Annotated in this window: 17 protein-coding genes and 1 pseudogene; 7 read left to right on the top strand and 11 right to left on the bottom strand. The window is 66.0% G+C overall.

Annotation, left to right across the window (positions count from 1 at the left end; genetic code table 11):
* Positions 1–4: 4 nt before the first annotated feature.
* The 7 genes from B1A87_RS10470 to dinB all read right to left on the bottom strand — a co-directional run bounded on the left by B1A87_RS10470 (position 5) and on the right by dinB (position 8,200).
* On the bottom strand, positions 5–1,690 hold the full coding sequence (locus B1A87_RS10470; RefSeq protein WP_078028970.1) for a UDP-N-acetylmuramoyl-L-alanyl-D-glutamate--2,6-diaminopimelate ligase: 1,686 nt from the start codon (positions 1,688–1,690) through the stop codon (positions 5–7).
* 106 nt (positions 1,691–1,796) lie between these two features.
* Positions 1,797–3,605 (bottom strand): penicillin-binding protein 2, encoded by a 1,809-nt coding sequence (locus B1A87_RS10475; protein ID WP_347034189.1) that lies wholly within the window; start codon positions 3,603–3,605, stop codon positions 1,797–1,799.
* A 44-nt stretch (positions 3,606–3,649) separates the two neighbouring features.
* Complete coding sequence (locus tag B1A87_RS10480) at positions 3,650–4,276, bottom strand: hypothetical protein (RefSeq protein WP_078028971.1); 627 nt, start codon at positions 4,274–4,276, stop codon at positions 3,650–3,652.
* Positions 4,273–5,271 (bottom strand): 16S rRNA (cytosine(1402)-N(4))-methyltransferase RsmH, encoded by a 999-nt coding sequence (rsmH, locus tag B1A87_RS10485; RefSeq protein ID WP_078028972.1) that lies wholly within the window; start codon positions 5,269–5,271, stop codon positions 4,273–4,275. The genes B1A87_RS10480 and rsmH overlap by 4 nt, the downstream gene beginning before the upstream one ends.
* 165 nt (positions 5,272–5,436) lie before the next feature.
* Positions 5,437–5,865 (bottom strand): division/cell wall cluster transcriptional repressor MraZ, encoded by a 429-nt coding sequence (mraZ, locus tag B1A87_RS10490; protein WP_078028973.1) that lies wholly within the window; start codon positions 5,863–5,865, stop codon positions 5,437–5,439.
* 438 nt (positions 5,866–6,303) lie between these two features.
* The gene (locus B1A87_RS10495; RefSeq protein WP_078028974.1) at positions 6,304–6,675 is read right to left on the bottom strand and encodes a DUF3040 domain-containing protein; all 372 of its coding nucleotides are present in this window, start codon (positions 6,673–6,675) and stop codon (positions 6,304–6,306) included.
* A gap of 298 nt (positions 6,676–6,973) precedes the next feature.
* On the bottom strand, positions 6,974–8,200 hold the full coding sequence (gene dinB / locus B1A87_RS10500) for a DNA polymerase IV (RefSeq protein WP_078028975.1): 1,227 nt from the start codon (positions 8,198–8,200) through the stop codon (positions 6,974–6,976).
* Positions 8,201–8,274: 74 nt separating this feature from the next.
* On the opposite strand from dinB, the gene B1A87_RS10505 reads away from it, so the two are divergent.
* Positions 8,275–8,808: a hypothetical protein gene (locus tag B1A87_RS10505; RefSeq protein ID WP_078028976.1), complete on the top strand. Its 534-nt coding sequence runs from the start codon at positions 8,275–8,277 to the stop codon at positions 8,806–8,808.
* The gene (locus tag B1A87_RS10510; RefSeq protein ID WP_078028977.1) at positions 8,805–9,899 is read left to right on the top strand and encodes a polyprenyl synthetase family protein; all 1,095 of its coding nucleotides are present in this window, start codon (positions 8,805–8,807) and stop codon (positions 9,897–9,899) included. The genes B1A87_RS10505 and B1A87_RS10510 overlap by 4 nt, the downstream gene beginning before the upstream one ends.
* A gap of 109 nt (positions 9,900–10,008) precedes the next feature.
* Here B1A87_RS10510 and B1A87_RS10515 read toward each other — a convergent pair whose 3' ends face one another.
* The gene (locus B1A87_RS10515; protein WP_078028978.1) at positions 10,009–10,362 is read right to left on the bottom strand and encodes an Rv2175c family DNA-binding protein; all 354 of its coding nucleotides are present in this window, start codon (positions 10,360–10,362) and stop codon (positions 10,009–10,011) included.
* A gap of 253 nt (positions 10,363–10,615) precedes the next feature.
* Here B1A87_RS10515 and B1A87_RS10520 point away from each other — a divergent pair, with 253 nt between their 5' ends.
* The gene (locus B1A87_RS10520) at positions 10,616–11,938 is read left to right on the top strand and encodes a lytic transglycosylase domain-containing protein (RefSeq protein ID WP_078028979.1); all 1,323 of its coding nucleotides are present in this window, start codon (positions 10,616–10,618) and stop codon (positions 11,936–11,938) included.
* Between the two features lie 102 nt (positions 11,939–12,040).
* Positions 12,041–14,262: pseudogene (locus B1A87_RS10525) on the top strand (PASTA domain-containing protein).
* Positions 14,263–14,395: 133 nt separating this feature from the next.
* Here B1A87_RS10525 and B1A87_RS10530 read toward each other — a convergent pair.
* Positions 14,396–15,787, bottom strand: coding sequence for a class II 3-deoxy-7-phosphoheptulonate synthase (locus B1A87_RS10530; protein WP_185982298.1), 1,392 nt, complete (start codon positions 15,785–15,787; stop codon positions 14,396–14,398).
* A 99-nt stretch (positions 15,788–15,886) separates the two neighbouring features.
* Positions 15,887–16,765, bottom strand: a complete 879-nt coding sequence (locus tag B1A87_RS10535; protein ID WP_078028982.1) for a 1-acyl-sn-glycerol-3-phosphate acyltransferase — start codon at positions 16,763–16,765, stop codon at positions 15,887–15,889.
* A gap of 111 nt (positions 16,766–16,876) precedes the next feature.
* Here B1A87_RS10535 and B1A87_RS10540 point away from each other — a divergent pair, with 111 nt between their 5' ends.
* Genes B1A87_RS10540 through B1A87_RS10550 form a run of 3 tightly spaced genes read left to right on the top strand, consistent with a single transcriptional unit; the run spans position 16,877 to position 19,081 of the window.
* Positions 16,877–17,671, top strand: a complete 795-nt coding sequence (locus B1A87_RS10540) for a carboxylesterase (protein WP_078028983.1) — start codon at positions 16,877–16,879, stop codon at positions 17,669–17,671.
* Positions 17,662–18,474 (top strand): carboxylesterase, encoded by an 813-nt coding sequence (locus B1A87_RS10545; RefSeq protein WP_078028984.1) that lies wholly within the window; start codon positions 17,662–17,664, stop codon positions 18,472–18,474. The genes B1A87_RS10540 and B1A87_RS10545 overlap by 10 nt, the downstream gene beginning before the upstream one ends.
* Positions 18,467–19,081, top strand: a complete 615-nt coding sequence (locus B1A87_RS10550; protein ID WP_078028985.1) for a hypothetical protein — start codon at positions 18,467–18,469, stop codon at positions 19,079–19,081. The genes B1A87_RS10545 and B1A87_RS10550 overlap by 8 nt, the downstream gene beginning before the upstream one ends.
* A gap of 28 nt (positions 19,082–19,109) precedes the next feature.
* Here the strand turns inward: B1A87_RS10550 and B1A87_RS10555 are convergent, their stop codons facing one another.
* Positions 19,110–20,099, bottom strand: coding sequence for an ROK family glucokinase (locus tag B1A87_RS10555; protein WP_078028986.1), 990 nt, complete (start codon positions 20,097–20,099; stop codon positions 19,110–19,112).
* Between the last annotated feature and the right edge of the window lie 63 nt (positions 20,100–20,162).

A 20,162-nucleotide genomic window follows, 5' to 3' on the forward strand; every position in this document is an offset into this window, starting at 1 on the left:
CGGTCTAGGACTCTATCCGGTCGTCGCCAAGAACGGTGAATCCTCGTGCCGTCAAGGCGTTCCGGAGTTCCACCCTGTCGTCGAGGGCAAGGTTGACTCCCTTGACCTCCTGCCACACTTCGTGTCCGCGCCCGGCTATGAGGATGGTGTCCTCCGGCGCCGCCAGTTCCACGGCCTCGCGGATTGCGGCGTCGCGGGGGAAGACCTCCATAATGCGGCAATCGAGCTGCTCTGCCTCTTTGGCGTCCGTGGCTCCCACCAGGACGTCCGCGCGGATCGCCGCGGCGTCCTCATCGTGGGGATCGTCGTCGCTGATGATCACGACGTCGGCAAGCCGGGCAGCGATGGCTCCCATGGCCGGCCGCTTCCCCTGGTCGCGCTGTCCGGTGGCGCCGAAGACCACTATGACCTTGGCGGCCGGGTCCGGGGACCTGACGGCCTCGAGGGCACGCGCCAAGGCATCGGGGTTGTGCGCAAAGTCCACCACGGCTGCGGGCTTTGCGGAGACGAGCTGCATCCTGCCCGGCACGGCTACGGTGAAGGGGTCGCTGGCGTCCAGCGCGGCCTGGACTTCTGCCGCGTCCGCACCGCCTGCCAGCACCATGGCAAGGGCCAGCGCGGCGTTGGAGACATTGAACGCGCCGGGCAGCCCGGTGTGGACGCGCAGCTCCGTCCCGGTCCTGCCGCGGAGGGTGAATTCCGTGCCAAGGCCCCTGGGCCGCGGATCGGCCACTGTCCAGTCGGCGTCTGTCCAGTCGGTGTCGGGCGCCTCCACGGTGCCTGCCTGCCGGCCGCCCGGCTGAAGGGTGGTGGCGAGGGTGGTGACCGGGAGCTTCGCCTCGGCGGCGAGGCGGCGGCCCCATTCGTCGTCGACCGTCACGACGGCAGCCCGGGCGCGCTCCGGCGTGAAGAGCTCAGCCTTGGTCCGGAAGTAGTCGTCCATGGTGCCGTGCAGGTCCAGGTGGTCCTGGGTCAGGTTGGTGAATCCGACGACGTCGAAGACGACGGCGTCCACGCGGCGGAAGGACACGGCGTGCGAGGACACTTCCATGGACGCTGCGTCCAGGCCCCGTTCCCGCATGAGGGCGAGCAGCGCGTGGACGTCGGTGGACTCAGGCGTGGTGAGGAGGCTGGGAATCGGTTTCCCCCCAGCCACAATCTCTATGGTGCCGATCAGCCCGGTCTTCTTGCCCAGTGCCTGCAGCAGGGCGTTGAGAAAGTATGTCGTGGTCGTCTTGCCATTGGTGCCGGTGACGCCGAAGAGCGCGGGGGAAGCGCTGTCGGCAGCCTGGCTCCGGTAGATCAGCGCGGAAAGCCGCCCCACCACGGCGCGTGGCTTGTCCACCACGAGCACGGGCACGGAGATATCCGGCGACAACGCCAGGAGCCGGGCGCCGGCGTCGTCAGTCAGGACGGCAACCGCGCCGGCCTCGATCGCCGGAGTGGCGAAGTCGGCGCCGTGGCGGGCCGCACCCGGCAATGCGACGTACAGGTCTCCCGGCTCCACAGCGCGCGAATTGAGCGAGATGCCGGTAACGGGGACTGACGCCGAGGCTCCGGCCACTGTGACGCCGACCGACCGTCCGATGGCACCCAGCTCGACTGCGGCGACGGCCGTGGGCCGGAATCCGCTGACGGACTCCTCTCCGTCCGGGGCATCGGCAGTGCCGGGGGCATTGTGCTCTGACAAGTGGATCTCCGTTGGTACTAGTGGACCAACGGACACGACAGAACGGTTTGTTCAGGTGCGCCGCGGTCTTTGTTTAGCGGGCGTGCTACTTGGTTTAGCGGGCGTGCTACTTGGCGTACTGCGGCAGTCTGACCGGTTCGCCGGTGGACGGCGGAACGTTGTACGTCCGCAGTACCTGGCTCATGACCGAGCGGAACACAGGCCCGTTGGTGATTCCGTAAATGGACCCCTTGGGCCGCTGCAGGACCACCTCAACAATAAACCGCGGATCGTCCATGGGCGCCATTCCCAGGATAGAAGCGGTGTAGCCGCAGAACCCGGCTGTTCCGTCGTCGCATGGCGATTCGGATGTTCCCGTCTTGGCGCCGACCCGGTAACCGTCGAGGGCCGCTTCCTTGATTTCGCCCTCGGTCACGGCGCTTTCAAGCATGTCCCGGACCTGTTTGGCTGTGTTTTTGGAGACGATCTGGCGGGACGGTTTGGCCGCTACTTTCTCTTCGCTGCCGTCCGGACTGATGTAGCTGTCGATAAGCCGGGGCTGCAGCATGACGCCGTCGTTGGCAATTGTCTGGTACGCACGCACGGTCTGCAACGTCGACTGGGATACGCCCTGGCCAAACAGGACAGTGTACTGCTGCCGGTCATCCCACTGCGCCGCCGGAGTCAGGATGCCTTTGGCTTCAGCGGGAAGTCCGATGTCCGGCGCCTCCCCGATGCCGAACTTCTGCAGCCAGTCATGCCGCTGGTCCCTGGTCAGGCGGCTGCCCGCCATCACGGTTCCGGTGTTCATGGAGTAGCCGATGATGCCAGCGAGGGTCCGTTTCTCTGTTCCGTGGGAAAACGCGTCATCGAATTGCTGTCCGTCAATCACCAGGGACGGCGGGATCGTGAAGGTGTCCAGCGGGCTGGACTTGCCTTCCTGGATCAGCGCGGCGGTTGTGAGTGGCTTCTCCACGGATCCGGGCTCGTACGCTGCGGTCACGGACCGCACGCCGCGGTCCTTGGCCGCCACCTTGCCGGGATCGTTGGGATCGGGGGCGTTGGTATCGGCCATGGCAATGATGTTCCCGGTCTTCACGTCGGAGACGATGATGACGCCCCATTCGGCGCTGAGCTTGTCCGCCTGGCTCTGGATCGCCTGCTGCGCGAAGTACTGGATATCGGAGTTCAGGGTGAGTTTGACGTCCTTGCCGTCCTGCGCCGGTGTCAGCTGGTCCACTCCCACGGGGATGCGGAGGCCGTCGGCGCCGATCTCAAACAGGCGCTTGCCGGGGGTGCCCCTCAGGATTTCGTCCTGGGTCTGTTCCAGTCCGGCCTGGCCCGTGGTGCCGTTCTCCAGGAAGCCCACGATGCCGCCGGCCACCGAACCGTTGGGGTAGACGCGCTTGCTGGTTCCCTCGGAGAAAATGCCGGGGATCTGCAAGTTGGAGACGCGGTCCTCGACGTCCGGCTTGAGGTCCTTGGCCACGACGTAGTAGGTGCGTTCGCCCGTGACGGCCTTCCGGACGTCCTGGGCGTCCATTCCCAGGACATCGGCGAGCTCGGAAATCCCCTGGTCCCGGGATACCGTCACCAGCTCTTCCTTGCCGTTCACCGTCTCAAGCCGTTTGAAGGATTCCGTCTTGGTGTTGACGGACTGGTCAACAGTGATGTTGTAGCGGATGACACTGTTGGCCAGTACCGTTCCGTTTGCATCGACAATGCTGCCGCGCTCGGCGGGGAGGACGGTGGGACGCAGCCGGTTATCAAGGGCAGCTTCAGCCATGCCGCCGACGTCGAGGCCCTGGACCAGGAAGAGTTTTCCGCCGACCACGAGGAGCAGCGCCAGCATGATGCTCAGGCCGAGACGGAGCCTCTTGGTGGCGTTCGGGACTTTCTGCCTGCCTGCCTTGCCGGTGCCTTGCGCCACGATCATCCCTTACTGCTTGCCTTGCCGGCTGGTCGCCGCGCCCGTACCAGTTACTGCCCCGGTGCTTTTTGTTCCGGCGCCGGAATGGTGCCTCCGTTGAGGACCGCCGCTGGCTTCTTTGCGGCCGCCGGGGCCGCCACCGGAGCCGCAGCCTTGTCGCTACCCGCGGGCCGCCTGCTTTCCAGCGGATCCTTGGTGCTTGCCGGCGGGACAACGTTCAACTGGCCCGGGACTGCCGGGGCGGCGATCACGGCACCTGCGGAGTCGCCCTTGACCGCCGGCTTGGCCTTTCCGCTGACAGTCAGTGTGGACAGATCAATCTGGCCTTTGCCGGTGGAAGCAACCATTCCCAATTCTGAGGCCCTGGCCGCGAGATTCTGGGGAGCCTCGAAGTTTTGGACCTGCTGTGTCAGATCCTGGTTCTGCTTCGTGAGCGCCGTCTGCTCGCTGCGGAGCTTCACGAGCTGGTACTGGGCCGTGGACACGGAGATGTTGAGCACCAGGACCGCCATGAGCGCCACTGCGAGCATCCCAAAGCAGAGAACCACGAAGGGGGCACGGCGCTTCTTGGGCATCGAGCGGACCAGCGAGAGCGGGGTCCGCGCCTTGCGCGCGCTTTCCTCCTGAACGCCGGGGCCGGAGGTGAGGGTGAGGTTCTTGACAGCTGCGGTGCTCATGCGGCTCTCCTGGCTCTGATGCGTTCCACGGCGCGCAGCCGGGCTGAAGCTGCGCGCGAATTCTCCGCGATCTCGACGGCGGTAGGCACCTCGGTGCCTTTGGTCAGGGTCTTGAGTTCGGCTTTGTGCTCTTCGAGCTCCACCGGGAATCCGAGCGGAGCTGACGACTTGGAACGCGCCTGGAAGACGCTTTTAACGATCTTGTCCTCCAGGGAGTGGTAGGACATGACGACGATCCGGCCGCCCAGGGCGATGGCTTCCACCGCCGCCGGGACCGCGCGCTCGAGGACCTCGAGTTCTTCGTTGACCTCGATCCGGAGCGCCTGGAACGTCCGCTTCGCCGGGTGGCCTCCGGATTTGGCGGCCCCCGCCGGAACAACTGCCCGGATTTGTTCCACCAGCTCGCCGGTGGTGGCGAAGGACTTCACGGCCCGGGCCGCGACAATCCGGTTGGCGATGCGGCCGGCGAACTTCTCCTCGCCCCACTTGCGGATGATCCTGACCAGGTCTTCTTCGCTGTAGTTGTTGACGACGTCCGCCGCCGTCTGCCCGCGGCTGGTGTCCATCCGCATGTCCAGGGGCGCGTCGAATGAGTAGGCGAAGCCCCGCTCACGCTCATCGAGCTGAAGGGAGGAGACGCCGAGGTCCATCAGGATGCCGTGGACCTCCGGAACGCCGAGGTCCTCGAGGACGTCGGCGATTTCGTCGTAGACGGCATGGACAAGGTCGGTGCGGGCGGCGAAGGGCTTGAGCCGCTCACCGGCGAGGGCCAGCGCTTCTTCGTCCCTGTCGATGCCGATCAGGTGGAGGTCCGGGAAGCGCTGGAGCATAGCTTCGGCATGTCCGCCCATTCCCAGCGTGGCGTCGATGGCCACCGGGGTCTCGCCCCTCTGGCGTGCTGCTTCGAATCCCGGCGCCAACAGATTAATGCACCGGTCCTTCAGGACCGGCACATGGCGTTCGGACGTAGGTTTGGCCTGGTCGTGTTCGTTCATACCTTCGTCCTTCCTTGAGCGCCTCGTGTGGTTTCTTGAGCCAGATCCCCATCCGCGCCTATCCTCATGGCTGCCTGGCTCCGGGGAAGTGAGCCAGGAAGTCGTGTGGATGGGCGGCTGGAGATCTCGTCCAAGAAACAGGTTGCGATATTTCGTGCCGGCATCCTAGAGAATGCCGGCAATGGGGTTGTCGGTTTCGGAGAAGGAGGTTTCCTTCTCCGCCAGGTACACATTCCAGGCCTGGGCGTCCCAGATCTCAGCGCGAGTGCCGGCACCGATCACCGCCAGCTCCCTGCCAAGCCCTGCGTACTCCCGGAGCGCGGGAGGAATAGTCACGCGCCCCTGCTTGTCAGGCACCTCGTCCGAGGCTCCAGAGAGAAAGACCCGGATGTAGTCACGAGCTTGCTTGTTGGAGATGGGAGCCTCCCGGATCTGCTCGTGAACCCTCGCGAATTCCTGCTCGCTGAAGACGTAGATGCAGCGCTCCTGACCTCGCGTGAGAACAAGTCCGCCGGCAAGCTCCTCACGGAACTTGGCGGGAAGAATGATCCGCCCCTTTTCGTCCAGACGCGGCGAGTGTGTCCCCAGGAACACGTCCCCACCGCCCGTCTGCCGTCAGAAGCCGAACAACCCCCGCGCTGCCACTACCCTCTTACGCGCTCCACTTTACTCCACTTCTCCCCACAGTCAACGCAACACGGACGTTTCTCTGAGGCTTGGACAAACTTATTCCGCTAAATACCAAGGGTTTTTCGCGGGGGTGGGAAGTGGAGGGAAAATTGCCGGCCCGCACGGAAGCGTCAGCCACGACCGGAGCCTTCCATTTCCACAGCCATGGGCCCGGAAACGGACGGATTCGGGTGCCGGGCACTGCGGCAGTCCAGGGCCGGAATTCCGGGGTTAAAAACAAAAGACCCGCCGGGAGCGGGTCTTTGTTCGGGCCTGGTCGTGAACCGGTGGCGCTAAGTGGAGGCGGCGCAGAAATCGAGGTGGTGCGAAGTGGAGGTGGTGGGAAGTGGAGCGCGGATAAGCTCAGGGCTCCCCGCGGCGCCTTTCGTCCCAGCGCTCTTCGAGGCTGTTCATGAAGGAACTCTTGCCCTTGGACTTCTTGCCCCGTCCGGAGGTCTTTGCCTTGCCCGCCGCAGCGCTGCGCATCGTGGCAAAGTAGACCCCGGCTCCCATGACGACAAATCCGAGGACACCAACGAAGATGTTCTGCAGGGAAACGCCCACGAGGAGGAGCAACACTCCCGCCAGCGTGGCCAGCACACCGATCACAATGTGCCTGGTAGACCATGTGCGGCCCGGATCCGAGCCCATGGAATTGGCAAACTTGGGATCGTCCTCATGCAGTTGCCTCTCGAGTTGCTCGAGCAGCTTCTGTTCGTGCTCCGAGAGCGGCATCACGACCTCCTTAAGTAGGCCAACGTCCGGACTGATCGGGACCAGTTCTTTCTGCCACGTCAACGACCGGCATGCTGTACAGGTTCCCGGCCTCCCGACATTGGCAGATCCATGGATCCAAGCATACGGACGCGGGCGGGTCAGTTGATCCACACATGTCCAGACGTTCGAAATCTTTGTATATCTAAGGATAGTTTGTTAGGCGCTGATCTGAAAGACGCTGTTCACGGACCGCAACCCGATTTGACCTTGAAATCCCGGCAAAAGTTGCTGTTCCCGCACCTGGCGGGGAGCCGGCTCAGCGCGTGCCGCTCCCCGGGTCCAGGAGGCGGGCCGGCAGCACTGATTTACTGCCGAATTTCTCCGTCACCCTGTCCAGCGCCTGCTCCGCGGCACGCCAGTTGTCGTCACGCCGGTCAAAGCTCAGCTGGAGCGAGGTCTGGGCCGCCGCCTCGAGTTGCTCGGCACGCACACCCACGAGCCGGACGGTCATGGACCGCTCACCCAGCGACTCCAGCAATTGCACGGCCACAGCGTAGAGGAGCTGCGCGCTGTCCAGCGGCGTGTGGACCGTCCGGCTCCGCGTCACGGTCGAGAAATCGGCGTAGCGCAGCTTGAGGGCAACAGTGCGCGCCACCAGGCCGGACGCGCGCAGGCGTTCGGCTGTCCTGTGGCAAAGGCGCAGGAGTTCCCGGTGGAGGAGGGCGTCGTCGGCGGTGTCCACCGCGAAGGTCTCCTCGGCTCCAATGCTTTTCTCAAGCCGCACGGGAGTCACGACGCGCGGATCAATCCCCCACGCCAGCCGGTGGACATGTTCGCCACCAGCGCCCAGCACCTTCTTGAGGGACGAGACGGGCGTCGCGGCGACATCGGCCACGGTGCGGATTCCCATCCTGGCAAGGACGTCCGCGGTCTTCGCACCTACGCCCCAGAGTGCGTTGACGGGGAGGCTGTGCAGATACGGAACGGTCTGCTCGGGCCGGATCAGCAAAATGCCGTCCGGTTTGCACCTTGTGGAGGCGATCTTGGCCACGAACTTGCTGGCCGCGACCCCCACGGAGGCTGTGATTCCCAGTTCCCTGGAGACCCTGATCCGGACCAGCTCCCCGATCTGCAGCGGCGTGCCGAGCCTCCGGATCGCACCGCCGACATCGAGGAACGCCTCATCCACGCTCACGGGCTCAACGAGCTCCGTGATCGACTCGAAAATGGACATCAGCTGGCCGGAGACCTCGTAGTAGAGCTTATGCCGGGGCTCAATAATCACGGCCTGGGGGCACAGGCGGTGGGCAATCACCATCGGCATCGCGGACTTGACGCCGAAAGCCCGGGCTTCATAGGACGCCGACAGCACCACGGAGCGGTCCGCCGGATAACCCACGATGACCGGTTTGCCGCGCAATTCCGGGCGTCCCCGCAGTTCGACGGAGACGAAGAAGGCGTCCATGTCCACGTGCATAATGCTGCTGCGCCGGAGGTCGCGAAGACGCGCTTCTATTTGCTCTTTGTCCTGGTCCGGCCCCACATCTGCAATCCTATGCCCTGCTACTGACTAAACTGGAGGCTGAATCCGGCATCAACCCCAGGAGGAACGCACCTGTGAAGGTCATTGGAACGCCCGTGCCTGCACGCCTAGGCCTGCTGGCGGCCGGAACGGTATTGCTGGCGGTGTCGGCGTGCAGTGCGCCGTCGCCGGGCTCCGCTCCGTCCCCCGAAGCTTCGGCTTCCACCTCGGCATCAGCACAGGTGAGCACTACGGCGCCTCCGAGTCCGTCGGCCTCACCCGGCACCTCGGCAGCAGTGGGAGCGCTCGTTGCAGGATTCCCGCAAAAGCTCCTTCCGGTCATGCCCGGGGCCAAGATCGTCGCCAGCAGTTTCGATAAGTCCACCTCCCCCGCAACGGTCGCCTTGGTGGGTTCCATCGCTGCCAAGCCGGCCGCCGTCGTCGATTTTTATACCAAAGCGCTGGAGGCGCAGGGCTTCAAGCCGGTCCCGGGCAACACGGTGGGGACGGTGGCCTCCAAGGACTTTGTCCGAACCGGAAACGAAACCGTCAACATTGCGGTTCCCGAGATTGCCGGGGTATCCACCTTCACTATCGGCGCCAACGTGGCTCCCGAGTCCGTCAAGTGACCGTGGCAGAGCAGCTGCGCGATGAGCAGACAGCCTTTGTTGCTGCCGTCGCGGGACGACTCACCGACTTCCTGACCACAAGGCAGTCCGTGATGGCATCGATCTCCCCGGACATCGATCCCATCATGGGCTCGATCTCCAACCTCGTCACCGGGGGCAAGAGGCTCCGGGCCCTCATGTGCTACTGGGGATGGCGGGGCGCCGGCGGACCGGCGTCCGCTGTCGACGTCGTCACCGCCGGCGCGGCACTTGAGCTCTTCCAGGCCGCCGCCCTCATCCACGACGACATCATCGACCGGTCCGACACCCGGCGGGGCGGCCCCAGCGTCCACCGCAGGTTCATGCAGCTCCACGAGGCGCAGGGCTGGGCCCTGGACAGCGAACGGTTCGGTCATGCGGCCGCCATCCTTGCCGGCGACCTGTGCCTGTCCTTCAGCGAGGAAGCCTTTACGGAGATCGGCGAGCATGCCGCATCCGGGAGCAGGGCGAGGCTGATCTTCAACCTCATGCGGGCCGAAGTCATGGCCGGGCAGTACCTGGACATCCTGGAAGAGGTGGCGGGCCCGGTGCGGGACCGCGCCGGCGCCGTCAGCAGGGCCCAGTCGATCATCCGCTTCAAGTCGGCCAAGTATTCCACCGAGCATCCTCTCGCCCTCGGTGGTGCACTGGGCGGAGCCTCGGACGAACTGCTGCGGGGCTATTCGGCCTTCGCCCTTCCGCTGGGAGAGGCCTTCCAGCTTCGCGACGACGTCCTGGGCGTTTTCGGTGACCCCGTCACCACGGGGAAGCCCGCCGGCGATGACCTCCGCGAAGGGAAACGGACCGTCCTGGTGGCGTTTGCGCTGGACCTGTCCACGCCCGAGGAGTCCGCCTTCATCGACGCGAGGTTGGGCAGCCCCGACCTGAGCGACGAGGACGTGGCGGAGATCCGCAGGATCATTGCGGACTGCGGGGCGTTGCAGGCAACGGAGACCCTCATCGGGGACTTCGGCGCCGCCGCGTTCGCGGCCCTCGAAATCCTGCCCCTGGAGGACCTGCCGAAGACGGCGCTGCGCAAGCTGGCCGAAGCAACGGTGAGCCGGGCCGCCTGAGCGGCCAGCCGCTGCTGGCCCGCGTCGATTTCCGACGCGGGCCAGCAGCAGCGGCTATAAGGAGCAGGGTTTACTGGTCCGGATATCGGACCGGTACTACCGCCCCGGGCTACCAGGCCAGGGACTGGGCCCTGCGCCGGATTTCGGTCTTCCGGCCCTCCCGAAGGGCATCAATCGGCCGACCCCGGAGTGATTCATCGGGAGTGAAGAGCCAGGTGATCAGTTCTTCGTCGGAATAGCCGGCGTCCGCCAGCACCACAATCGTGCCCTTGAGGCTTTCCACGGCGTGCCCGTCCTGGATGAACGCCGCCGGGACGGACCTGATACGGCGCTCGCCAACCCTCAGCGCCGCCAGCGCGCGCTCATCGAGCAGCCCGTGGACTTTGGTAATGGAAACATCCAGCAATTGGGCGACGTCGGGCAGCGGCAACCAGTCGCCAACAAGGCTTTCTACAGTACTCACGGGTCAAGGTTGCCACGGCGGGCGCCCGCGCGCCTAGTCGGAGAGCCACGTCGGTGCGTTTCAACCACTTTCCGGCCACGACACACCCAGATACCCTGACTTTCTGCACGTCGGCCGTTTCTTGTGCTATCCGCGAAATCGTGAGAGATTCTCATAGGTCACATTTGTAACAGCATTAACTCAAGTAACATTGGTATCAATAGTCACACTGGCCTGACCGACAGCATTCGCCGCTGAGAAGAGGATCTTTCCCATGACGACGACCCGCTCACCCAAGCAGCCTCCCCGGCCGAGCTTGCCCATGATTGCGGCGACGACGGCAACGCTGCCCGCCGTCATGCTCTCCTCCCTTGCTGTTGCCCAGCCCGCAGCCGCGGAATCCCGGCCCAGCGCCATTCCGGCCACGCTCGCCGCCGCCATCCAGGCGCAGGCCGCAGCAGTGAAGGCCGGCATCATTCCCGCCGCTTCCGTTCCGGCAGCGATTCCGGCCGGCCTGCAGCCCGCACGCGTGACCCCTGGCGCTCATACGGTTGTCCGTGGCGACACGGTGAGCGGCATCGCCGGGCGTTACGGACTCAGCACTACGGCTGTGCTCAAGCTCAACCATCTGAAATCAAACTCCGTGATCTACCCGGGCCAGCGGATCAAGCTGACAGGCACCGCCGCGCCGGCCAAAAAGGCCGCTGCAACGGTTGCACCCGCCAGCACGAGCCGGACCTACACAGTGAAGTCCGGGGACACCCTGGGCGGCATCGCTGCGCGGCACGGCGTCAAGCTCTCCCAGGTTCTCGGCTGGAACGGCCTGAAGCTTGCTTCCGTTATCTATCCGGGCCAGAAGATCCGGATCGGGGCGGGCGTGGCGGCGTCACCGGCCGCCAAACCAGCAGCAAAAGCGGCTGCCACGCCGTCAGGTTCCTATGTCATCAAGGCCGGGGACACGTTGTCCGGCATCGCGTCCAGGCACGGCGTGCGGCTGGCCGACATCCTGTCGGCGAACCGGCTCAAGGTGACCAGCGTCATTTACCCCGGGCACAAGCTCGTCATCCCGGGAAAGTCGTCCGCCATCCAGCCGGCGTCGAGTGTGACACCGCTGGTGCCCAGTTCCTTCCTCGGGTTCACGTACCCGGCCGCCGTGGTCAGCTCGGCCAACAAGAACAAGGCGCTGCTGAACGCCTCGCCGGTCCCCTCCCTGGCCCAGATGCAGTCCATCGTGGCTGATACGGCCCGCCGGATGGGAGTGGATCCCGCGCTTGCCCAGGCCTTCGCGTACCAGGAGTCCGGATTCAACCAGCGCGCGGTATCCCCCGCGAACGCCATCGGGACGATGCAGGTCATCCCGTCGTCGGGCGAGTGGGCATCCGACCTTGTGGGGCGCAAGCTCAATCTGCTGGACCCGTATGACAACGCGACCGCCGGCGTAGCCATCATCCGGCAGCTGATCCGAACCAGCAAGAGCGTGGATTACGCGATCGCCGGCTACTACCAGGGCCAGTACTCGGTCAGCAAGCACGGCATGTACTCCGACACGAAGAACTACGTCGCAGCCATCAAGGCGCACCGCAAGACCTTCAGCTAGCCTCCTGGGCCGGGCGTCCTGATGCCGGGCTGAGGATAACGATACGGGTCCGGATCGCATGTTGGTTCGGACCCGTTTCCGTGCAGCAATTAGTATCTTAAGGTGCAGGAAAACGTGTCGGACACCCTCGTTGGCTCCCTGGTAGATAATCGCTACCAGGTCAATTCGAGGTTGGCGAGGGGCGGGATGTCCACCGTCTACGTCGCCACGGACCAGAGACTGGACCGGGATGTGGCGCTGAAGGTCCTCCACCCGCACCTGGTGAACGACGGCAATTTCCTGGACCGGCTGGCCCGCGAGGCGCGGGCCGCCGCGAAGCTCTCCCACCCGCACGTGGTGGGCGTCCTTGACCAGGGATATGACGGACACACGGCCTACCTTGTGATGGAGTACATCAAGGGCCACACGCTCCGGGACGTCATCAATACCAAGGGTGCCCTGTCCCCCCGGCTCGCCCTCGCCCTGATTGACCCGGTGGTCGAAGGGCTCGGAGCCGCCCACGCGGCCGGCCTCATCCATCGTGATGTGAAGCCCGAAAACGTCCTCATCGCCGACGACGGCCGGATCAAGATCGGCGACTTCGGCCTGGCCAGGGCGGTGACTGCGAACACGAGTACCGGCGCCCTGATCGGCACCGTGGGCTACCTTTCGCCTGAGCTGGTGCTCGGCAAGCCCGCCGACGCACGCAGCGACATCTACTCCACCGGCATCATGCTGTTCGAAATGCTGACGGGCCGCCAGCCCTTTGACGGCGAGGTTCCCATTCAGGTCGCCTACCAGCACGTCAACTCGACGGTCGGACCGCCGTCGGGGTTGGTTCCCGGCCTGGCCGGCGAAGTGGACGAGCTTGTGCAGTGGTGCACCGCCAACGACCCCGAGAACCGGCCCGTGGATGGAAATGCGCTCTTGGCAGAGCTGCGGCACATCCGGACCAACCTTTCGGACGCCGAACTTGACGTGCAGCCGCCTGCTGCCGCCGTGTCTCTTATACACATCTCGTTGCGTCCGCCGCGGCCGCGGGTTTGGCCCCTGCGGCGCGGGGCATGGAGACGCATCCCCTGCCGGACCGAATGCCGTCCCTGGGGAACCACACCGAACTGCTGTCCCCTGTACAAATGCCGTCCGCGCAGGTGCCCACAACGCAAATGCCCCCTGCACAGGGCCGCGGCGGACAGGGTCCCTCAGTTCAGGGTCCTGCAGGTCAGGGTCCTGGTGTCCAGCGGCCCACGGAAATCATCTCGCACACCAGTAACCCGACAGCGGTCTTCCCCCAGTCCCGGCAGCTGCCGCCCGGGTTCGCGTTCGAACCGGGCGAGGCGGAAGGCCCCACTCCCGCCGCCTTGAGCAAGCGGGAACTGCGGAAGCTGGACCGCGACGATCAAAAAGCCCGGGCGCGCGCCGCAGCCACTCCGGTCCGCACGCTGCGGGAGGGCAATTCCAGGCGTCGCGGAGCTCTCTGGATCGTGATACTGATCATCGCGGCGCTCCTGGCCACGGGTGCCGGCTGGTTCTTCGGCATGGGGCCAGGCTCCCCCGGCACGGTGCCAGCGGTGGCAAACAGGACCGTCGCGGAGGCCCAGGCCCTCCTCAGGTCCGCCGGCTTCCAGTCCAGCACCCAGGATGTGTTCGACGACGACGTCAGGGCGGGTCTGGTAGTGGGCTCTGAACCCACCGCGGGGACGGAGATCAGAAAGTTCCAGCCGGTTTCGCTGTTCGTGTCCAAGGGCCCCCAACTTTTCCCCCTGCCGCAGCTGGCGGGAAAAACGCTCGACGCCGCCAAGAGTGAACTTAACCGCGCCGAGATGGCCCTGGGCAAAATCACCGAAAAATTCGACGAACAGGCGGCGGCCGGCACGGTCCTTGGCCAGACGCCGGCATCCGGGACCGCAGTCAAACACGGCACGCCCGTAGCACTGACGGTGTCGAAGGGCCCGCAGCCCATTCCGGTTCCGGACGTCCGCGGCGAGGACCAGAGCGCGGCTTTCAGGGCGATCGAGGCGGCCGGGCTGAAGGCAGTGGTGGCCGAAGAAACCGTCAATGACAGGAACGTCCCCAAGGGCGCCGTGGTGAAGCAGGAGCCGGCCTCCGGAACACTCACCCGGGGACAGACCGTCACGCTGACGATCTCCGAGGGACCAAAACTTGTCAAGGTGCCGAACTACATCGGAAAGCAGGTGCGTGACGCCCGCGAGGCCCTGGAGAAACGCGGCTTCGAGGTCCGGGTGAACAACATCCTGGGCGGATTCTTCGGCACGGTGCGTGACCAGGATCCCGTGGACACCGAGGTGCCTGAGGGGTCCGTCGTCACGCTCACGGTCGTTTAGCCGGCTCCGGGACGGCTCCCCCGCTGACGCCGCATAAACGGCGCAGGCATCAGCGGGAGGCACAGAGCGGGAACGCTATTTCAGCAGCGACTCAACGGCAGCCATCCGACGCCGGGAATCTGGTGCCGTGAATCTAGTGCCGTGTAAGGGCGCCAGCCACGAGGAAGGCCATCTCCAGCGACTGCATGTGGTTCAGCCGCGGGTCGCACACCGACTCGTACCGGTCCAGGAATGCTTCCTGGTCGATGGGGTCGGCACCGCCGAGGCACTCCGCGACGTCGTCACCGGTCATCTCGACGTGGAGGCCGCCCGGCACGGTCCCGAGGGCATGGTGCACCTCGAAGAACCCGCGGACCTCGTCGATGACGTCGTCGAAATTACGGGTCTTGTAGCCGTTGGGCGAGGTGACGGTGTTGCCGTGCATCGGGTCGGTGACCCAGAGGACCTGCGCACCGGAAGCGGTGACTTTTTCCACGACGGCGGGGAGCTTTTCGCGGATGTTGCCCGCACCCATGCGGGTGATGAAGGTGAGCCTGCCGGGCTCCCGTTCCGGATCCAGTTTGTCGATGAGCCTCAGGGCGTCGTCCCCGGAGGTGGTCGGACCCAGCTTGACGCCGATGGGGTTGCGGACGCGGGACAGGAAGTCGACGTGCGCGTCGTCCAGCCCGCGGGTCCGTTCACCGATCCAGAGGAAGTGCGCCGAGGTGTCATAGGGAAAGCCTGTCCGCGAGTCGATGCGGGTCAGGGCCCGTTCGTAGTCGAGCAGCAGTGCCTCGTGGCTGGCATAGAACTCCACGCGCTTCAGCGCCTCGAAGTCAGCGCCGCAGGACGCCATGAACTTGATGGCGCGGTCGATGTCCCGTGCCAGGGATTCGTAGCGCGCGTGGGCAGGGTTTTCCGTGAAGCCCTTGTTCCACTGGTGGACGAGGCGCAGATCCGCGAAGCCGCCCTGGGTGAAGGCGCGGATCAGGTTCAGCGTGGAAGCGGACGTGTGGTACGCCCGAAGCATCCGGCTGGCGTCGTGGCCCCTGGACTCGGGAGTGAAGTCGTACCCGTTGACGATGTCCCCGCGGTACGCGGGCAAGGTCACGCCGTCGCGGGTCTCATCATTCGAGGAACGGGGCTTGGCAAATTGCCCGGCCATCCGGCCCATCTTGATGACCGGCATCGCGGCGCCGTACGTCAGGACAACCGCCATCTGCAGGATGGTCTTCACCCGTGCGCTGATCTTGTCCGCGGTCGCGTCGCCGAATGTCTCGGCACAGTCACCGCCCTGGAGCAGGAACGCTTTGCCCTGGGCTGCGGCCGCGAGGCGTTCGCGGAGGATGTCCACTTCACCGGCGAACACGAGGGGTGGAAGCACCGAAAGTTCCTTGACGGAGGCGTCGAAAACGTCCCTGTCCTGCCAGCTCGGCTGCTGGGAAACCGGAAGGTCCCGCCAGTTGTCGAGTCCCGGATAGTTGGCTGCACCGCTTTGTGAGGTGCTGGTCAGGGAAGAGGCAGGTTTTGCAGATAGCTCAGTCACACTACTAAGAGTAGTTGCCGCAACCGGCATCCGGACACCCGATCTGTCATCGACCCCGCGCCCGGCGTCACAGAGGTATCCGCGCCGGGCCTGTACCGCTCAGGCAGAGCGGGAAGTGCCGACGTCGTTCCCGTCGCCGGAGTCCCGCCCGGATTCCCCATCCGGTACGTCCTCAGACCCTGCGGGCGCATCGTCCGGTCCCTGCGCGGGCCCCGCCGCCTCGGGTTCGGGCTCGGGTTCGGGCTCGGCTGCGGTCTGGGCAGGGCCAGCGCCGGCGACTGCCGGGGCGGCGGTGGCCTTCCCGGCCAGCTGCAGCTTGACGACGGCGGCGTATTCGTCGACGTATTCCTGCCCGGAGAGCCGCATGAGCTCATACATGATCTCGTCGGTCACAGACCGCTGGATCAGCCGGTCTTCGGCCATGCCCTGATAGCGGCTGAAGTCCAGCGGTTCGCCGAAGATCATGCCGATCCGGCGGATATTGGGCAGCCGTTTTCCGATCGGCTGGACCTTGTCGGTTCCGATCATCGCCACGGGAATGACCGGAACGCCGGCCGCTAGCGCAAGGCGGGCTACCCCGACCTTCCCGCGGTAGAGCCGCCCGTCCGGGCTGCGCGTGCCCTCGGGGTAGATGCCCAACAGTCCGCCGCCGGTCAGCACATCCATGCCGGCCTCCAATGACGCGGCGGAGGCGGCACCGCCGGAGCGGTCCATGGGGAGCTGGTTGGTGAGCCGGAAAAACAAGGCGGTCAGCCGGCCCCTGAGGCCGGTGCCGGTGAAGTACTCCGATTTGGCCAGGAAGATGACGGGCCGCTGCACCATGAGCGGCATGAAGATGGAATCCGAAAACGACAGGTGGTTCGAGGCAATAATCGCCGCGCCTTCAGCCGGAACGTTGTCCAGTCCCTTGACCCATGGCCGGAAGAGCGTGCGGAGCACCGGCCCCAGGAAGATCCTTTTCATGACCCAATAGAACACGTGTCTTACCCCTCCGGAAGGCAACTGGCAGGCGCTCCAAAGGGCCCGGCCAGCACTGCAATGCAACCCTACTCTAGTGAGAATTGTCCGGAACAGTGACACGATGGTCTCATGACAGAAAGCAGCGCCCGGACTACGCCCGCCGCTTTCAGCTACCCGGGCCACGGACCCAATGCGCGGATCGGAATCGCCATTTGCCACGGCTTCACCGGCAGCCCGTTGAGCATCCTGCCGTGGGCCGAGTTCCTTGCCGGCCGCGGCTTCGCCGTATCGGTGCCGCTGCTCCCGGGGCATGGAACCAGCTGGCAGGACCTGGCCCGCACGGGGTGGCGGGACTGGCACAGCACCTTTGAAGAGGCGTACCTGGACCTCGCCGCCACGACGGACGATTGCTACGTGGCCGGGCTGTCCATGGGTGGCGCCGTCGCGCTGCTGACCGCGGCCCGCCAGAAGGTGTCCGGTGTGGCGGTGGTGAATCCGGGCCTGAGCTTCTACGACCGCCGCGTCCGGATCATCGGCCTCCTCAAGTACTTCCAGCGGACCACACTTCCCATCGAGGAAGAGAGCCCGACGTCGGCCCGCACCGACGACGGCGATTACTCCGTGACCCCGCTGGCTGCCGTCCATCAGCTGAAGCGGCTCTTCGCCGCCGCCGTCCGCGGACTTCCGCGCGTCACGGCGCCGGTCCTGGTCTTCAAGTCGCGGAACGACATCGTGGTGCCGCCGACGTCCCTGGCGCTTATCCGGAGGCGGCTCGGGTCGCCCGTCCTGGACGTCGTCGCGCTGGAAAACAGCGGGCACGTGGCAACCCTTGATGTGGATGCCGCGGAAATTTTCGAAGCCTCGGCGCGGTTCTTCCAGGTGCACGCGCGAAGCACCATACCGTCGGAGAAGTCATGCGCATAGTTCCGGACCACAGTCCGTTCAGTAGCCCGTTCTCCGGCGAGGGGCCCCGCGTCGGCGTGGTCCTGTCCCATGGATTCACCGGCAGCCCGCACGGGGTCCGGGCCTGGGCCGTGGAACTGGCCGCAGCCGGCTTCGCCGTGCGCATGCCGCTGCTCCCGGGCCACGGCACCACGTGGCAGGAGCTGTCGCGCAGCCGCTGGACCGAATGGCACGAAACCGTGGATGCCGCCTACCGTGAACTCGACTCCGAGTGTGAGTATGTCTTCGCCGCGGGCCTGTCCATGGGAGGCGCACTGGCGCTGCGCATCGCCGCGACGCGCCCGGTTGCCGGAGCCATCCTGGTCAACCCTGGCCTGGTCATTGACGACCCCCGCGCCCCGCTGGCCGGCATCCTCAAGCTCGTACTCAAGAGCACCCCCGCCATAGCCAACGACATCCTCAAGCCCGGCATGGATGAGGGCGCTTATGCCCGGACGCCGGTGGCGGCGGCACACCAGCTGAACAGGATGTTCAAAGACACGCTGCGGCTGCTTCCGGACGTCACTGCTCCGGTCCGGGTCTTCCGCTCCACCGTGGACCACGTTGTTTCCGACTCCAGCATGGCTGCGCTCCGGCGGGGACTGACGCACGCCCCGCTGCAGGTCAGCATGCTGGCGAACAGTTACCACGTGGCCACCCTTGACAACGACGCCGAGGAAATTTTCAGCGGCTCGGTGGACTTCATCCGCTCCGTGGTTGCGGAATCCCGCCAGGCTTCGAACCAGTCCGCGACCGCCAGCGAGAAGGGCACGCCCGATGAATAGGCCCGATTCAAACCCGTCCGATCCGAGCGCCAACCAGGACGACGCCGTCTGGCTTGACCTCGTGGCCAGGCTCCAGGGCGGTACGCCCGCTCCCGGCACCGGTGCCCGGCCCGAAGACGGCGCCGGTTCGCAAGGGGACGGCGGCGCAGCTGCCGCAGACGGCCGCGGACCTGACGGACCGGAACACGGCCGGGCCAAGCGGTTCACTGATTTTGATCCGCTGGGACTCGCCCCCGGGGCTCCGACGGAATTGTCGGCAGCGGAGCGCCAGGCGGCCGCCGCCCGGCAGCGGGACGCCGAGAACAGCGAAGCCGCCGAGCAACCAGTAACCGACGGCCCGCGCGATTACGGCCTGGAGGACAACGACGGCGGCGCGTTCGTTCCGGAGGAACCCCCCAGCCTTTCCGCCACGGATCCCCTGACCATGCTGGCGTGGCTGGGCGCCGTGGGCGCGCCGGTGGCGCTGGTCCTATCGGCGATGTTCTGGCGTTCAGCGCCGCTGCTGGCCATCCTGGGCATGGTGGCCGCCTTTATCGCAGCCGTGGTGTACCTGATCATGAAACTGCCCCAGGAGAAGGACGAAAACGACGACGGCGCGCGCGTCTGACGGCGCCTGACCCGCTGCGCCGGCCGGGTCAGACGTGCGTTCGGCTGCTCACGCGGGACAGATCCGCGGCACCGATGAGTCCTGCATTCGGCCCGAGGGCGGCGAGGTCGATTTCCGCGGCGGGCCGGAACCCGCGCCCGGTCAGGTTCCGGGCAAAGGCCTTGCGCGCCGGTGCCACGAGCAGCTCTCCGGCGGCACAGAGCCCGCCGCCGATCACGAATTTTCCCGGGTCAAGGGCGGCGGCAAGGTTCGCCAGGCCCAGTCCCAGCCAGTCCCCCACGTCCTCCAGCAGCTCCCTCGACGCAGCGTCGCCGGAGATGGCCAGCTCGGTGACGGTGGCGCCGGTAATGCGGTCCGCCTGGCCGTCCACTGCCTTCAGGAGTTCCTGGGCTACCGGGGAGTTGGCCAACGCCAGTTCCCGGGCCTCCCTGCCCAGCGCGTTGCCGGAGGCGTACTGTTCCCAGCAGCCGCGGTTGCCGCATTCACACCGGTGGCCGCCGGGCATGATGATCTGATGCCCGAACTCGCCCGCGACGCCGAACCTGCCGCGTTCCACGCGCCCGTCCATCACCATGGCACCCCCGATGCCGGTCCCCAGCGTGATGCACACCAGGCGGTCCTGGCCCTGCCCGGCGCCGAAGCGCCATTCCGCCCACGCCGCGGCGTCGGCATCGTTGACCAGCATGACCGGACGGCGCAGCAGGCGCTGGAGGTTTTCCCTCAGCGGCTCGTTGCGCCAGGCGAGGTGCGGGCTGAAAAGGACGGTGCCGCCGTCGAGGTCCATCCAGCCGGCTGCGCCGATGCCCACCGACCTGATGCGGGAACCACGGCTCAGCTCATCCACCAGCTCCACGATGACCTGCTCCACGGCGCGGGGATCGCTTCCGGGAGTGGAACGCCGGGCTTCGCGGAGAATCCTTCCGTCTGCGTCAACAACGCCGGCCGCCACCTTGGTGCCGCCGATGTCGATGCCGATGGCCAGTCCCCGGCGCCGCAGCCGAAGCTGTTGCCGCAGCATCCTGTGGTGCGCCCCGCGGCCCTGCTGTCCCAGCGGCCCCCGCTGCCACGCGCGGATCCCGTA

The sequence above is a fragment of the Arthrobacter sp. KBS0703 genome (assembly GCF_002008315.2).
In the GTDB taxonomy this organism is placed as follows: Bacteria; Actinomycetota; Actinomycetes; order Actinomycetales; family Micrococcaceae; genus Arthrobacter.